Source organism: Sphingomonas sp. GC_Shp_5 (assembly GCF_026540855.1).
Classification (GTDB): Bacteria; Pseudomonadota; Alphaproteobacteria; order Sphingomonadales; family Sphingomonadaceae; genus Sphingomonas.
On the sequence record NZ_JALNUP010000008.1, the window covers coordinates 1 to 14650 of the forward strand.

Consider the following 14650-nt stretch of genomic DNA (forward strand, 5'->3'; position numbering starts at 1 on the left):
TTCGCGCAGGCATTCGTCGATCAGGCTCTTGGCGGCCTGCAGTTCCGGGCCGAGTTCAAGCTGGTCCGCGACGGCGACCTGCACCTTGGCGCGCCCGTCGTATGCCGGCAGCGTGATGTTGCCCTTCTTGCCGCCAATGGCGGCGCCATAGTCTTGCGCCAGCAGCGCCTGCAGCTCGCCGACACGTTCGAAGGTGCGCTGCTTGAATGCGGAGAGGGCTGCCGACACGGCGTGGGCCTCATCCAGCGTCGTGCAGACTAGTTCGTCGATGAGGAGGTCGATCGGCTTCACCAGCTCGATCGGGACGAGCGCTCCCTTGGCATCGCGCAGGTACCAAGCACCATTGACGTCGATCGCGGCGGGATGGGGCTTGCCGGTCATGCCTGGACTGCCTGTTCCGGCAGGATGAGGCTTAGCCCCGCCAACGCCAACGCGGCCGATTGCCCCACCTCGACCACATCAAGGAGCCTGCGCACGTGGTCTTTCTCCATCGCCACCCTGTTGCCAGGTGCGGCTTCGAGCAATTTGCGCATGCTCTTGGTGTCGATGGTCATGTTGATCCCAATCAGTGTACGCCGGGATCTTCCACGATAAGCGGCAGCAACGGCAGCTGCTCAATTGTACAGTGGGGAGGCTGCAGGGCACCGAGCGGCTGCGCGATCCAACAGCCACGCTGCCCAAGTGCTTCGCCAATGACTTGGCGGCAGCGTGCGAGATCGCGGATACGGATACCTCGGCGGGAGGCGGGCGGCCGCTCTATCAGGCCGAGCTCGACTAGTTGGTCAACCAGCTGCCGCGCCCGTGTACGGACTACGCGAGGCTCAAGCGCCAACCCGATTTCGCCGTAGCTCGGACTGGTGCCAGATCGCTGGATCCGCTCGACAATATAGGCAAGCGCCTCAACCCGCCGCGGTGGCGCTGCAACAACCCCCGTCATGCTGCGGAACATAGAGGGAATTGCTCTGGGGCGCTAGAGTCCCGTGTGACATCGGCGCTTAGGCTGTGAGTTCTGCAAAGCGTGGATATTTGTCCGGAACGATGCGGCTTTTTGGATGTTTCGCGTCGCCCTCCCCTCTGCGCGCATTCGCGCTTTGTGGGTCTGGCCTAATGTCGAGCGATCAGGCAACGCGACGCCATGTCGGACATCTCTCTTCCTCCACGTGACCAGTTCCTACGCGAGGAAACGATCCGCGGCGGGATGGACCTGCTCTTCTTCGCTCATACGCGCCATCTGAAGCACGCGGACGAGACGCTCGCAGCACTGGGCCTCGGCCGTGCTCACCATCGCGTCCTGTACTTCGTAGCACGGCGTCCAGGGATTAATGTGTCTGAACTGCTCGCGGTCCTGGATATTTCCAAGCAGTCATTCGGACGCGTGTGTCAGTACCTGGTCTCCAAGGGCTTGATGGAACAGCAGCCCAACGAGCGTGACCGCCGCCAGCGTCTGCTCCGGCTTACCCCCGAGGGCGCTGAGTTGGAAAAGACGATCTTCGATGGCCTGCATGACAACATTGCACGCGCGTATAAGGCTTCGGGTAGCAACGCCGTGACAGGATTTTGGACTGTTCTGCAGCACCTGATGGGGGAAGACGCCCGGGCCCATTTTCGCTTTGTGCAGGGGATCTAAAGCACCCTGCGACTGATTGTCGATTGTGAAGCAGTCTATACTCCATCCCGCCGTTGCCAAGCTTTTTGCGTCTTTTAAGCCCCTAATGCTTCCAAGTACTTCAACAAATACCCCGCCGACCAGTCATTGGCATTCGCTCCCAGCACGTGCTCCGCACTCCACTGGCACTAGCGGGATCTGTTCCAGATACTCCCGCATGGCGGCAACGCCGCTTGGCGCCAAGCTTAGAAAGACACGCCTTCGATCCACGGTATCAGCAACACGGGTGACGTAGCCGTGCTGCTCGCAAATCTGGATATGTCTGATCGCTGTAGCTCTTGGCGCCAATGTACCGTTGCAGGCCTGGATAACCGTCGCTCGTTCACCCCGCCCCTGCGCGATGAACAGGAAGAGGAGAATATCCCAGGAGGGGTCGACAACCACGTTAGCCAACTTGGTGAAGGCGACAGCGCGCGCGTGACTCGCTGCCTGCACCGCTTCCGCTAGCGACAGAAGATCAGCCGCGCCGGTAGGCAGCTTAACGCGCGAAGACTTACTCATCACGCTTCGTAAATCCGAGACTGTGAGCGGTGCAAGGCCCTTTGCCGCTAGGGAGCAGGTCTGCGCCCTCCGCACAGCGGGTAAGCTCGATCGCTCTGTCGATCAGATCAGCCGCGAGCGGCGGCGACGTCACCACCGCCAGCACCACGCAATTGGAAGCATGCACCCGCGCCCGCTCAGCCTGATCCGCCCTCGCCTCATCAGGCCCGAAAGCTGAGCTTACACGCTCGGTCAATGTACGTTCGGGAATGAAATTTATGTTAGAATTGGTCATGAACGCCGCATGGCAGGCAATTGGTAAAAGGAGCTTACCGGCCCTGCCAAGCGACTGAAAAGAAGACGACTTGTGAGATTTAGCCGATCGATGAAGATAGCTAGCTCGGTGAGCCTGCCGGTACATTGGCTGGGCCTGCTACCGCCAGAGACAGCTTACTCGCGGAGGACGCGGAGATACCCGCCGTCGGCGGATACCACATCCCCCGCGGTCACGCATTTCTGCCGCTTTCGTGCCCTCAATACCCTGTATTTTCTCAGATTGTACCCAGTCGACTGAACCAGCAAATGCCCCAGCTCGTCTAGTAAGCCAGCCTGGCGGCGCATCCCCCGCACCGTCCGCTCGTACCTCTCAGCTCATGCGAGAGACGAACGGAGCGACCTTGGCTGAATGTCTTAATTACGCCGATTACGAAGAACTAGTTGAAGCCCAGCTTGAAGCCGCGGCAAGTGCATCGACTCCGGAGCAGCGCGACGCACATTTAAATCGGGCTGCAGTGTTGGCAACGGAAGGCGAAGCTTCCCAGCGCGAAGGCGGAGAGTAGGGCAGCTAATTTGCAGGGTGGCAAGAGGCGGGCTTCCCCCCCAATTGCGCAAACCAGACATGACAGGCTGATTTCCGCCGGCCGTAAGGGAGTGCACGGCATGACCATGCAGCCCCTCCCGCAGATAACACTGCTTGTAGCATCGGGCTCTGCCGTGCCAGGAGGCGTTATGAAAAAGATGACGCTGGTCGCATTGACGTTCGGGCTGGCCGTATGCGCCTGTTCTTCGTCAAAGACCGTAGAATATTATAAAGGTCATCAGGACGCTCTCCAAAAGCGGCTCGATGAGTGCGTCGCTTATGGCGAAGATTCGCAGGATTGCCGCAACGTAAGACAAGCTTACTCTGAGTTGCATCACCTGCCTGCTCGCTAACTAAAGCGTTAGAAAGGCGGCGGAGATACCCTCCGCCGTAGTCACGCATCTTCGGGCTTGGCGAGAGCAGCGATACCCGATGTGGAGGATCTGATACCCATCCGCTACAGCCTAAATCATCATGCGCCGCTTACCTTAACGATCGGCCGCGCGTTCATATGCGTCCAATATTGCAATTGCCGTCTTGCATACGGTTTCGACATGGCGTTCCAGATCAACGCTAACTAGAGCAAGACGCTGCCCCACATCGGCCTTCTCACCAGTTTTCTTCAGGTAGTCATGATCGATAACGCCGCGCCGGTGCACCACCAAGTGTCGGCGTTGATTTAAAAGCCATAGGTCTGGCCCTTTAAAGCATTGCTGCACGTCATCGTCCTCAACTAGCGAACATATCAAATCAGCTAGACTCGATAGGCTATCTAGTCTCTTGCCCTCGAGAAGAACGTATCCCATGGAAGAAGCGACGTTAAACCCGAAGCGCTCCAACGCCTCTACGGCCACGCCGCTCTTTGGAAAAATTCGTTTACCGATTTCGCTGCGCAATATCCTCCCGACCCATTCAGGTCGATCGTTTAGAGCTGCCGTGGCGAACGACGAGGCGAACACCTCAAACGCGCCCCAGACGCCAACCAAAGATTGCAGCAGCAATTCTTCCGAGGTCCGGACCACGTCGTCAGACATGAGACCTCGACCTAACTCTGCCAGAATCCTGTCACGGAGGTAATCTGCTCCCTCAGCCGATTTCACAAAGTCGTGCATTCGTATGGACGCCGAGGCGAATGCAGCCGCCTCATCCACCTCATGATCACCCCCGCTAGAGGTGCGCGCAAGCGACCTAATGCGCTCTGCTGAGAGAACCTGCTGAAACCGCATGTCTTGGACAAAAGAGCAGGTCAGCTTGAACGGGACGCTGGCGGCGTCCAACACGCTTGAAAGCGCTGAATGCAGGTCCTCTCGGAGGCTTTTGCATGTCGAGGAGGACCACCTCTCCGGGCTTAGAGGCGCCAAGATCTCGTCCTTGTTCAGGATCAAATACGCGTTGGTCACCGCTGCCGCTGCGGCCAACTGCTCGGAATTCAAGGCTGCCATAGCGTCTACTAAACACTTCTCGGGATCTTCGACATCCACCAGGAGACATCGGCAGCGGATTCGATGCCGTTTAAGAGGCAACGCAGCGGAGCTGCCCTTCGCCATGGTGGCATCAGCATGGCCGCTCCCGCCAGTTCAGGCGCTGATCGGCGATACCCAGCTGATACTCTAGCGGCATGCTCATCCCACTGCTCAGTGCCGTGGATCGCCCGACCTTCTCCTGACTTGCCGACAGTCAAAGAGCATGTTCTGTCAGCAACCTCGGTTGATGCGAGCAGGCTGACAGCGAACCGGCTTGATGATAAAAAGGACGCCATTTCTGTTGCCAAGCCACTTTGTCGTCAGTAGGCAACGACCAACACCCGTTGGTGACAAAGCGAGCCCCTAAATGAGCATCAAACCGTACGATCTCTCGGATGCCGTCTCCTACCACACGGGCGCCTTCCCTCCAGAAGCTTTCGACTACGCAGCTCTGCTGGGCCCGTTAGAAGAGGCTGCGGCGTCGTTGGCCCGGTATGATGCCAAGATGGCGAACATGGTGAATAGCGAGCTGTTTCTTGCGCCATTACGCCGGCAGGACGCCGTGAGTTCATCTAGGATGGAAGGGACGATCTCTACGATCGAGGAGCTGTATCGCCTTGAGGCAGAGGAAGATGCAGGCGCAAGTGACCCGTACCGAGAAGCTCGTAACGACGACGTCGAAACATACTTGTACTCTCGCGCGCTCCGCAACGCACAGCAGGCGCTTGCCGAGGGGGCGCCCCTAAGCGAGCATCTAATCAGGACGGCTCACCAGCAGCTGCTTTTCTTAGGGCGGGGTGCAAGAAAGCGCCCAGGGTCGTACAAAGTAGAGCAAAACTATATCGGCGATGATCGTCGTGGCAAAATTTACTACGTGCCAATAGCGCCTGAGCAGCTCGCTCCTGCTATGAGCGGACTACTACAGTTCATTAACGGCAGCACAATGCGTCCATTAATTAAGACTGCCCTAACTCATGTAGAATTTGAGGCACTTCACCCGTTTGAGGATGGGAATGGAAGAATTGGACGAATGCTTATCACCCTGATGCTCTGGAAGCTCGGGATCATCTGCCAACCAAATTTCTTCGTGTCCGGATATTTTGAGAACCACAAAGACGAATATATAGAAAGGATGCGAGCTGTCTCAGCTAGAGGCGATTGGACAGGATGGGTCGTCTTTTTCCTTCAAGCGATGCATGCTCAGGCATCCGTGAACATTGAAACTGCCGACAAGATCTTTGCACTCCACAGCGACATGAGAGAACGGTTCCGCGTGGCCCTAAACTCGCAGTTTCATGATCAAGCACTCGATTTTGTGTTTGCCAGTCCGATTTTCCGAAATGACCGGTTTGTAGATCGGTCCGGCATCCCGGCATCATCGGCGCGATCCCTTTCGCGGCGTCTCTCAGAGACAGGGATGCTTCGCACAATTGAACCTGCGGCCGGGCGTCGCGCTGCTCTTTACGCCTTTGATCCTCTACTCGAAATCTTGAAGGTGTAGGTCGGAGGACGTGGCGGAGACACCCTCCGCCGTCGCTCCCGGTAAAAGCGATATCGGCCGCTCCCGTACCACACGATACCCATAAGCTGATCCACGAAGACATGGTGACCTGGTTGCTCCTGGCGTGGTAAGCTCCAGTCAATCGGATGAACGGGAAATTGCCTATGGACCGCAGTGAACAACAGGACCTAGCTGCCGAGGCGCTTCCTCTGCTCCGAAAGGCTCTTGCACTCCTAGACGAAGCGGGTCGCGCAGTGGAAGCAGCGAACTTAGATTATGTAATTCAGGCGCTCGAGAGCGATTTCGGTGGGTAGGATGCAGGCCGAATAGCTGCGGTCAGCAAGGCCTCCATTTTCAATACCCCCTCGGCGGTAAGCTGCACCGTTCTAGCCCCTTCATCGGACACACACAAAAGCCCGCGTTTATCCAGGGCAGTGGCCCACCGTTCGGTGGTGCGAATGCTGATGCCAACTCCCTTGGCGATATCTTCGATGCGAACGATGCGCCCCTCTGCCTCTGCTAAATAAGCGTGAAGTAGTATTGCGCCGATGAAATCCCCGAACAGGTCGGCCCCGAGTTCCTGCATCCTGCATGAGTAGAGGTGTCGCACGTGGACGGCCACACTCCACAAAGCTCTAGGTGAGGCAAGAAAGCGATCATCGTCATTCCACCACAAGGTGGTGACTATCCGTCCCTCCTTGTCGAACTTGGATACCAGGATTTCGGCTCGAACAACGCTTCTATCTGGGCGGACATATCGCTTGCTCATTCTAGTCGGCGCGTCGCGATCGGCTAGGCCGCTCAGCATCTTGGCACTCTTGTCGATGTCCGACGCGAAGGTAAGTGCTTTGTAGGACATGCCGATCAGGTCCGCCTCAGCCCGCCCCATCAGTAAACAGAAATTGTGGTCGACATGTAGTATGGTTCCGTCGGGCGTACCGACGCAGTGAGCAGTTGGCATGGTCGCTCCTTCGATTTGCCATATGCCAGTGTATGTAATCCAGTGTCTTCTATGATGGGCCCACTTACCGCACCTTTGACATTTGAGCCCGCAAATGTGGCACGAACGATCGTGCCCTACTCAAATTTGGGGAGACCGCAGGGCGGATACCCCATCCGCCGCGGGCCACCGAGACCCGCAGAAATGCTAGGGTTTGGGCACGCGATCGGCGCCCGATACCCCTGCGATACCCCCGTATTTGTTACCCCCTGTAACTGCGCCGGGTAGCGGCTGTTAAGTGGCGCCGTCAGGCGCCCTTAATGCAAATGAGTTCGGCTGGCGCGGCCAGCACCCTGACTATCAAGGTAGCGGTTCATCAAAGTCCGACCAGCAGCCTGAAGTGCCACCACGGGTCCGAAAGTTTCGTCGTTGTCACTCATGAGCGCGAGGCCGACGGACACCATCCACTGAACGTATGGAGTGGCGATTTCCGCATCCACGCCGGCCGCTCTAACCAACTCCGTCAGCGGGATCTTCTGCTGCACCGCATCTGCGACATACAGGCGCAGAAGCATATCCCAGCCCGGTTCACCGAACCCTGTTCGGGCCGGTCCGAAGATCTTATCGCGTTCCCGACGTGCGGCGTAGAGTTCGGCTGCGAGCTGCGCCCGTTCCTTCTTCATCGACGGGATCCCATGGTTAGGCGAGAGCCGGTTTCCAGGCTGGTTCGATCACACCAGCTCGCAGACGCCGCCGAAAGCGCCAGGCGCCGATCGCTGCCAACGGCACCATGGGATACGCCCAGATCTGCGCTTGAATCGCATAGCCGGTCGCCTGCATGGCAGGATCGACTAGCTTCACGATATGGCTCAGCACAGCCGTCAGTTGGCAAGCGGCCATCCATAGCGGCCAGAACCGTGTCGATCGCCAAGCCAGCACGATCAGCGCGCCGAGGAGCAGGACGTCGATCGCCACCGCGCTCAGCGCGGCCGATCGATAGCCGGCCGCTCCGAACGCCATGTGCACGGGGATCCCGGCTGCAAACGCCGCCACCATCAATCCCGCAGCTACCCGCTCGGGCGGGCCGCCGCGGGTTAGCGCGTAGCCACAGCCGAGCGTCAGCCACAGGAGGAAGAACAGAAAGCTCACGGTTCCTTCCGTCCTCCTGTGGAAGCATGTCCGTCAAGCCCGAGCTATCAGGCGGCACGAACGACGGTCAGCGCCGGCAGTTCGGCCGGCTCGGTCAAGGTCGCCTCGCGAGGCGTGTCGCCATAGTCGCCGAACGACACCGGTCCGACGCGCATACCGTCCTGGACGTCGCGGAACGACAGGTGGGCATCGTGGATCGCCTTCCGTGCCGCAATGAGGCTCGCGGCCGCTACGGCGAGCTTCTCGAGCCCTTCCTGGCCGGCATGGAGCGGCAGCTTTGCCTGGCGACGGCCCTCAATAGCCGCGGCCTGCAGCCCGGCGAGGTTGACCAGGGCCGTGTCGACCTGTGCCTCGAGTTCGATGTGCTTAAAGCCAACGCGCTGGACGACGTTGCGGCGGGTGTTGAGCATGGAAGTCCCCTTTGCGGGGCTTCCCCCGCGGCTAGTGTGTCAGCCGGTCGAAGGCATGCAGCATCGGCAAGGCGATGGGCGGGAGCCCGTTACCTATCGCCATCACCAGCGCCAGCGCAGCGAGGAGGCCGATCGCGATGATCGAGACCCAACCTAGCGTCTGCACAAACGACAGCGTGTTCAGCGGTCGGCCCCGTGTCCTCCAGGGACGCGACGCCGGCATTGCCTCCGTCGACGGAGCCGCTGGTGGCTCAGCCGAGGCCGGCGCCGTAACCCGAGGCGAGTACCCCCCCGATCCCGCACGGGGGCTGTTCGCGAACGCCAAGGCGGCAGCATCGCGCCGATCGCGCGCGCCCAGCTCCTCAACCGCTTCGCGGATGTACCCGTCGACGGTCGACTTGCTGATGCCCAGCTCGACCGCAATTTCCTTGGAGGTGGCTTGGCGCTCCCAAACCAGGCGCAGGCAGTCGCGCTGGCGCGGGCTCAGCCGCGCAACCATAGCTTCATTCATGCGCGAGGGCCGACCGTGAGCGTCGAGGTGTACCGATCAACGCCAGGCTGCCTCGACGCATGCCCGGCCTGCGATCCCGCTTGTGCCGTCACAGTCGCGATCCGCGATCACCGGTGGCGAGCGCTACGTCGGCTTCTGCTGACGCCTCGATCGGGAGTGGAGGCGTCGCCGTCACGAAGCGCAGATCTCGCAGCTGCGACAGCCCTATGGGAAGCAGCTCTGCGAGCTGCTGAGCAAGCTCGTCCCGCGTCATTGCCGGATCTAGAGTCGCCAGGAGGCCAGAGAACATCCGTTCTAGGGCCACCGTAGGGGGTAGCTTCACCTCCAGCAGGATCCGGGGCGGTGGTGGAGGCGGAAGTGGCGGCGCATTCTCGTCGGGATCGTCGACTTCGCCGGCCAGGTAGGCGGGAGTTGTGCGCAGTTCGCGAGCGATCTTGTGGAGGTATGTGGTTGTACGCGATCGGCCTGCGATCAGGTTGACCATGCCGCTCTGGCTCATGCCGACACGGCGAGCGACTTCCGCCTGGCTCAGCTCAGGCATCTCCGACTGCAATGCCGCTAGGCGGGCTTTGATGCGTTGGCCGACGATCACAGGTTGAGGTCTATCTCAATTGAAATAGCGCACCATGCTTCGATTAGGCTTGCACGGTTATTTGTATTAAAATAGGCAATGGGTATGGCCATCGAGCACACCCTCGAATCACCCCTCGCCCGCGCGGTCCGCGCTGCGAAAGGCCAATCGGCGTTTGCCCGCGTCATCGGTCGCAGCCAGTCGTACGTTCACAGCCTTATGCGAGATGGCAAACCGCTCCCGGCCGAGGAAGCAATCCTCGCTGAAGCCGCCACCGGCATCCCGCGGGGAGTGTTGCGACCAGATATCTTTGGTCCGCCTCAGAGCACCGGCGCATCCGAGGTTCCGCCCCAAGGCGGCCTGGAACCGGCACGATGAACGCGCCGGCTTCAGCAGCTGTGCTACGCGTTACCGCCGAACCCGGAAGCGGCAGGGCCGTTATAGTTCTTGAGGGCTTCTTCTGCGTTCCAGGTACCGTCCGGCACGAGATTGTACCTGCGGCCCATGATCTCGACGTAACCGAGCGCGCGACCAAAGTAGTCGAGCAGTTTGACAGTGCTCTCGCCGCCGCCAAGATCAAACTTGACGCTGCCGCGCAGACCGAAGTTCTCGAAGGTGACGGGGCCACCCTCATGCACGAGGGTACAGTTCTCGAAGGTGCAGTTCTTGAACGTATTACCGTCGAGCGCAACGCGCTCGTCAGTAAAGGTATGGTCAACGTAGTCCATTCATCAGTTCCGGTGGTTGTTCGCACCAACACCGTAGCCGACGCCACCGGGGAGTCTATCCCCGGTGTCCAAGGCCTCACGGGCGGCACCCATGAGCGTTGATTCTTCTTTGCACCAGTTCGGCTGCTCGCAGACCGGCCGGAGTCCGATTCAGTGCCACGATCGGACACGCAGTCTGCTCGCCTCCCAAGCGACGATCGGCGTCGGCTTTTCTCTCCCTTTAGCCGGCGCCGATTACTCGCGCGGGGATCCATTCGCTCGATCGCTGGCAGGCCGGTCGAGCGCACGTTGTATGATGTTCGGGGCGCCCGGGGCTGCCGGCACACGGCACGTGAACCAGTCTGCCACCTATTCTGATCGGGCGGCGGGTCGCCCTGGGCTGCAGTGCGTTCCCGCGCGCTCGTCCGAAGCTGGTGTGGAGCAAACGTCAGCAGCAACCCGTCCCCTTTCCCTGCGATCACGGCGCGACCTTCTCACCGATCGGGCAATCATGATGCAGCCAACGTCATCTCGTTTTCAGGCAGGTGCCGCATGACCAAGCTGCGTGACCCGATCACGGTAGAAAACACGCTCCTGATTGTGATGGGGACGATCACGGTCGAGCGCGCCGCCGAGGTGACGGAACGATCGCCTGGTTATATTCGGGCGCTGTCCAACCCTGACACCCGCGAGCGGCTGGCTTTCGAGGACGCGATCAAGCTCGACCTTGAGTGGCGCGCCCAGGGCCAGGAGGGCTATCCCCTCCTCGAGACCTACGAGCGGATCCTGCAGTCGCAGGCCGAAACCCGCTTCGCCAGCGCCGCGGCGATCGGCCGCCTCGCGTGCATCGTCGCAAAGGAAGCCGGAGAGGCCACGGCCGCTCTGGTGGAAGCCTCCATGCCAGGCGCGACGCGCGCGACGTGGAAAGCAGCACTCCGCGAGCTGGAGGAAGCCGACCAGGCCAACGGGCCGGCGATGGCCCTGCTGCGCGAGCTTATCGATCCGCCCCACGTAAGCGCACTGGACCAGCCCCCCTGATCTAGCCCCCTCGCCCATCTGCAATCGCCAACGTTCTGCCGCCCCACAGCTCCATCGCAGTGGGAACGGTAAATTGCTGCCTGAGAGAGCCGCGATGCCGTCGCCATCTGACGCCCAGCCAACCTACTCGATCGGCGAGTATCTCCGCGCGCGCCGCGCAGCCGCGGGCCTGTCGCTCGACGAGCTAGCGCTGCGGCTGGAGACCTCGCCGCCGGTTTGTGCGCGTGAGCGCGCAGAGCTTCTCGGCGAGGTCGAGGCGGGCACAGCGCAGATCTCTCTCACCGACGCCGCCGTCATCGATGACGCGATCAACATCGATCTGCTGACCTTTGCATGGCTGAGCGCGGCGCCGCCCTCCCCTTCGGAGAACGATCAATGATCCAGCCGACCATCACCCGCGCCTACCGCCTCGCAGCACCGAAGCCGCTGTTGGTTGAATTCCACGCCATGGGCTGCCGCTGCGACGCTTGTGAGCCGTATGCCCCGAGCGTCGCGCCAGAGTTCGACGCGGTCGTGATGGGCAAGCTCGCCGTCGCCGCGTTCGTGGTGACGAGCCTCGCCGTGTTCCTGGTCGATCCCGCCGGCGCCGCCCACGCGCTCGCCGGCATGTTCACGGTGGGCCGGTAGATGGCTGAAGATCGCGCCGAGGGCATGGGTGGTGGCCACGTCGCCGCCGACGAGCTGCGCCTGCTCATCGAGCGCGCGGAGCGCCTCGAGGAGGAGAAGGCCGGCATCACTGACGACATCAAGGACGTGATGGCTGAAGCCAAGGGGCGCGGATATGATCCCAAGGCCATCCGCAAGATCCTGTCGATCCGCAAAAAGAAGAAGGAAGAGTACCAAGAAGAGGAAGCCATCCTCGAGGTCTACATGCAAGCGCTGGGGATGGTGTGATGATCACGGCGAGCGCGCTCACCTTACTTGTGATCGCCGGTCTATTTGCATGGGCTGGAGTCGACCCCGTGTGGCGATCAGGCCTGGAAGACGCTGCCGCTGCTCGTGCGGATCTGCGCGGCGCACACGTGTTGGCGCTGTGCGGGCTCGCCACCGCCTTCGCTGCCGGATTGATGCTGTGATCCGCCTGACAACCCTGGTCACCCTGGTTGGCATCCTCGGCTGCGCGCTGGTGATCGCTGCTGCCATAACGGCCGCTGTCACCAATCGCCGCCGCAGGCAGCGTCTCGTCGACTCACGGCGCTATCGCACCCTGGATCGTCACCGGTGAAGCCGAACCCCGGCTATCCACTGCGCTGGCCAGAGGGGCGACCGCGGTCGCGGGAGCATCATTCTGCTCTCTTCCGCGACAACGGAAGCCGTATGACGCTAACCACTGCACGGCGCTGGCTTGTCCGCGAGGTCGAGGCGATGACCAAGCGTGGTCACAACTGGCGGGTCACCAACATGGTGCTCTCGCTCAATATCCGGTTCACCGCGTCTGGTGCCCGAGACCAGAACGTCAGCCGACGAGATCCTGCGGATCCTGGCGTCGCGTTCTACTTCGATCTCGATCGTCGGCCTCACGTCCTGGCGTGCGACCGGTGGGACACCGTCGCCGACAACATCGCGGCGATCGCGGCGCATGTGGACGCGTTGCGAGGCCAGGAGCGCTGGGGTGTCGCGGATTTGAGCCAGGCTTTCGCCGGTCACCTGGCGCTGCCGTCCCGCAGCTTGCCGGCCGCGCGGCCGTGGTGGTCTGTACTTGAGGTCAGCGCCTCAGCGTCGATCGACGAGATCGACCGCGCGTACCGGTCCAAGGCCAAGGCCGCTCATCCCGACGCTGGCGGCGGCCGTGAAGCCTGGGACGATCTCGTTGCCGCCTACGACCAAGCCAAGAAGGAGCGCACGCAGTGAACGCCCCCTCCGTTGTCCACCTGGACAAGCGGGTCAGCCGCGCTGCCGAGGTTGGCCGCGGCGTCGACCTTACCGCCGCCGACCTCGATCTGCTTGTCAGCCTCGGCCTCATCGATCTTCTACACGAGGCCAAAGTCAAATTTCTCAAGGAACAGACCCAATGCAGGGTGATGCGGCGCCAGTGTATCGACGGGGGAAATACTGGCTCGACAAGCTCCGCCGGGAGGACGGCGCCGAGCGTTCGCCTCGCTGGTACGTCTTCTGGTACGATCCCACCGCGCGACGCGAAGCAAGCGCGAGCACGGGCACAGAGGACGTCGATCAAGCCATCCTCGCGCTCGATCGGCGGTACCTGAGTGACAAGGATGAAGCCCCGGCCTTCTGCTACGCGTGCGGCCAGCCGCTCGCGTCTGCCGAGGCATATCTGCTGACCGACGCGATCGCCGACTATCGCCTCGAGCACGGGGATCTGAAGGACTCGTCCGACAGCATCCAGGCGCGGCTGAAGCACGTCCTCGACTTCCTCGACGCCGAGGAAGAGCGCGGCGGCACCTTCGGCATCGAGACGAGCTGCGCGGTCTCATGCGGCACGCCGTTCATCGCCGCGTTCCGCGCCTGGTCGAAGGATCAGCCGGTCACCTGGAAGAACAAGAAGGGGGAGATCACCGCCTCGCGCCCGCGCGCCGCGGCGACGACCGAGGAGTCGGTGCTGCAGGTGGCGGCCGCGCTCAACCACGCCGCCGATGCGGATCCGCCGCGCTCCGAGCGCCGGCCGATCTACAGGCCACTGCCGCGCAAGCAGGTGTCCCGCCCGCGCCGGGTGCGCGTCGATGTGCCGGTGCTGGCCGACATGGTCGCCTATGCGGCCGAGGCGGACAAGAAGCGCGGCTCGCTGCACGCGTTCATTGTGGCATCGCTCTGCACCGTCGCGCGTCCTGACAGCGTCGTCGACATCTGCGTCGCTCCCGATCGGGAGCAATGGTATCCGGGCGCGGCCGAGCTGGACCTCAACCCGTTCGGCCGCGCGCAGACGAACAAGTATCGGCCGATCATCCCGGTCGTGCCAGTGCTGGGGGAGTGGTTGGCGGCTGAGTTCGCCGCCTATCAGCGCCTAGACCAATCCGCGCGCATCGGCGCCGGCTACCTGGTCAACTATTACGGCCGCTCGGTCCTCGACGTCGATCGTGCCTGGAGCACGATGCTGGCGGGGCTGAAGCTGCCGAAGGGGCGCGAGTGGAAGCCCTACCTGATGCGTCACAGCCTGGCGACGATCCTGCGGAACCGCGGCGTCGCCAAATGGGACCTCGAGGGCTTCATGGGTCACGACGTGACCGGCTCGACAGAAGTGTACGCGATCGGCCGCTTTGCGACCGTGGCGCGCGCGCTCACTGACATTCTGGGGGAGATTGAGCTGCGCGCTCCAGGCGCTTTGCGCCGAAAGTGCGCCGAAGTGGCTCTACCCGGTTCTCTACCTCAGGAGGTAAAAATGACCGGATAGAGCCAT

Annotated in this window: 21 protein-coding genes; 11 read left to right on the plus strand and 10 right to left on the minus strand. The window is 61.6% G+C overall.

Translation table 11 applies throughout. From position 1 onward, the window contains the following. Both OXR60_RS08010 and OXR60_RS08015 read right to left on the minus strand, forming a co-directional pair. The coding region (locus OXR60_RS08010) for a DUF3164 family protein (protein ID WP_267395322.1) at window positions 1-381 on the minus strand (381 nt) is incomplete at its 3' end. Then, window positions 378-554, minus strand: a complete 177-nt coding sequence (locus OXR60_RS08015) for a hypothetical protein (RefSeq protein WP_267395323.1) — start codon at window positions 552-554, stop codon at window positions 378-380. The genes OXR60_RS08010 and OXR60_RS08015, both read right to left, overlap by 4 nt. A gap of 581 nt (window positions 555-1135) precedes the next feature. Here OXR60_RS08015 and OXR60_RS08020 point away from each other — a divergent pair. Next, window positions 1136-1627, plus strand: a complete 492-nt coding sequence (locus OXR60_RS08020) for a helix-turn-helix domain-containing protein (protein ID WP_267395324.1) — start codon at window positions 1136-1138, stop codon at window positions 1625-1627. 1458 nt (window positions 1628-3085) lie between these two features. Beyond that, window positions 3086-3358, plus strand: a complete 273-nt coding sequence (locus OXR60_RS08025) for an EexN family lipoprotein (RefSeq protein ID WP_267395325.1) — start codon at window positions 3086-3088, stop codon at window positions 3356-3358. Between the two features lie 135 nt (window positions 3359-3493). On the opposite strand, the gene OXR60_RS08030 is transcribed toward OXR60_RS08025, so the two are convergent. Further along, entirely contained in the window at window positions 3494-4486 is a 993-nt protein-coding gene (locus tag OXR60_RS08030; protein ID WP_267395326.1) for a hypothetical protein, read from the minus strand. Between the two features lie 349 nt (window positions 4487-4835). Between OXR60_RS08030 and OXR60_RS08035 the strand changes: the two genes are divergently transcribed. Then, window positions 4836-5969: a Fic family protein gene (locus tag OXR60_RS08035; protein WP_267395327.1), complete on the plus strand. Its 1134-nt coding sequence runs from the start codon at window positions 4836-4838 to the stop codon at window positions 5967-5969. 283 nt (window positions 5970-6252) lie between these two features. On the opposite strand, the gene OXR60_RS08040 is transcribed toward OXR60_RS08035, so the two are convergent. The 7 genes from OXR60_RS08040 to OXR60_RS08070 form a co-directional block, all read right to left on the minus strand. Further along, on the minus strand, window positions 6253-6930 hold the full coding sequence (locus OXR60_RS08040; protein WP_267395329.1) for a PAS domain-containing protein: 678 nt from the start codon (window positions 6928-6930) through the stop codon (window positions 6253-6255). A gap of 296 nt (window positions 6931-7226) precedes the next feature. Continuing rightward, window positions 7227-7592: a hypothetical protein gene (locus tag OXR60_RS08045; RefSeq protein WP_267395330.1), complete on the minus strand. Its 366-nt coding sequence runs from the start codon at window positions 7590-7592 to the stop codon at window positions 7227-7229. A gap of 16 nt (window positions 7593-7608) precedes the next feature. Beyond that, a complete protein-coding gene (locus OXR60_RS08050) occupies window positions 7609-8058 on the minus strand; it encodes a hypothetical protein (RefSeq protein WP_267395331.1) in 450 nt (149 codons plus the stop codon). A 47-nt stretch (window positions 8059-8105) separates the two neighbouring features. Then, window positions 8106-8468: a hypothetical protein gene (locus OXR60_RS08055; protein ID WP_267395332.1), complete on the minus strand. Its 363-nt coding sequence runs from the start codon at window positions 8466-8468 to the stop codon at window positions 8106-8108. A gap of 31 nt (window positions 8469-8499) precedes the next feature. Further along, window positions 8500-8967, minus strand: coding sequence for a helix-turn-helix transcriptional regulator (locus OXR60_RS08060; protein ID WP_267395334.1), 468 nt, complete (start codon window positions 8965-8967; stop codon window positions 8500-8502). 100 nt (window positions 8968-9067) lie between these two features. Continuing rightward, a complete protein-coding gene (locus OXR60_RS08065; RefSeq protein WP_267395336.1) occupies window positions 9068-9571 on the minus strand; it encodes a helix-turn-helix transcriptional regulator in 504 nt (167 codons plus the stop codon). Window positions 9572-9951: 380 nt separating this feature from the next. After that, the gene (locus tag OXR60_RS08070) at window positions 9952-10278 is read right to left on the minus strand and encodes a hypothetical protein (RefSeq protein ID WP_267395337.1); all 327 of its coding nucleotides are present in this window, start codon (window positions 10276-10278) and stop codon (window positions 9952-9954) included. A gap of 531 nt (window positions 10279-10809) precedes the next feature. Between OXR60_RS08070 and OXR60_RS08075 the strand changes: the two genes are divergently transcribed. The 8 genes from OXR60_RS08075 to OXR60_RS08110 all read left to right on the plus strand — a co-directional run bounded on the left by OXR60_RS08075 (window position 10810) and on the right by OXR60_RS08110 (window position 14644). Beyond that, a complete protein-coding gene (locus OXR60_RS08075) occupies window positions 10810-11295 on the plus strand; it encodes a hypothetical protein (RefSeq protein WP_267395338.1) in 486 nt (161 codons plus the stop codon). Between the two features lie 94 nt (window positions 11296-11389). Then, on the plus strand, window positions 11390-11674 hold the full coding sequence (locus tag OXR60_RS08080; RefSeq protein WP_267395339.1) for a helix-turn-helix transcriptional regulator: 285 nt from the start codon (window positions 11390-11392) through the stop codon (window positions 11672-11674). Continuing rightward, window positions 11671-11922, plus strand: a complete 252-nt coding sequence (locus tag OXR60_RS08085; protein WP_267395340.1) for a hypothetical protein — start codon at window positions 11671-11673, stop codon at window positions 11920-11922. The genes OXR60_RS08080 and OXR60_RS08085 overlap by 4 nt, the downstream gene beginning before the upstream one ends. Further along, a complete protein-coding gene (locus tag OXR60_RS08090) occupies window positions 11923-12189 on the plus strand; it encodes a DUF2312 domain-containing protein (protein ID WP_267395342.1) in 267 nt (88 codons plus the stop codon). Next, complete coding sequence (locus OXR60_RS08095; protein ID WP_267395344.1) at window positions 12189-12371, plus strand: hypothetical protein; 183 nt, start codon at window positions 12189-12191, stop codon at window positions 12369-12371. The genes OXR60_RS08090 and OXR60_RS08095 overlap by 1 nt, the downstream gene beginning before the upstream one ends. Next, window positions 12368-12520, plus strand: coding sequence for a hypothetical protein (locus OXR60_RS08100; protein ID WP_267395345.1), 153 nt, complete (start codon window positions 12368-12370; stop codon window positions 12518-12520). Before OXR60_RS08095 ends, OXR60_RS08100 begins: the two co-directional genes overlap by 4 nt. Window positions 12521-12612: 92 nt before the next feature. Beyond that, window positions 12613-13146 carry a DnaJ domain-containing protein gene (locus tag OXR60_RS08105; RefSeq protein ID WP_267395346.1) on the plus strand — a complete coding sequence of 178 codons (534 nt, stop codon included), beginning with the start codon at window positions 12613-12615 and terminating at the stop codon, window positions 13144-13146. Between the two features lie 160 nt (window positions 13147-13306). Then, window positions 13307-14644 carry a hypothetical protein gene (locus OXR60_RS08110; protein ID WP_267395347.1) on the plus strand — a complete coding sequence of 446 codons (1338 nt, stop codon included), beginning with the start codon at window positions 13307-13309 and terminating at the stop codon, window positions 14642-14644. Window positions 14645-14650 lie beyond the last annotated feature (6 nt).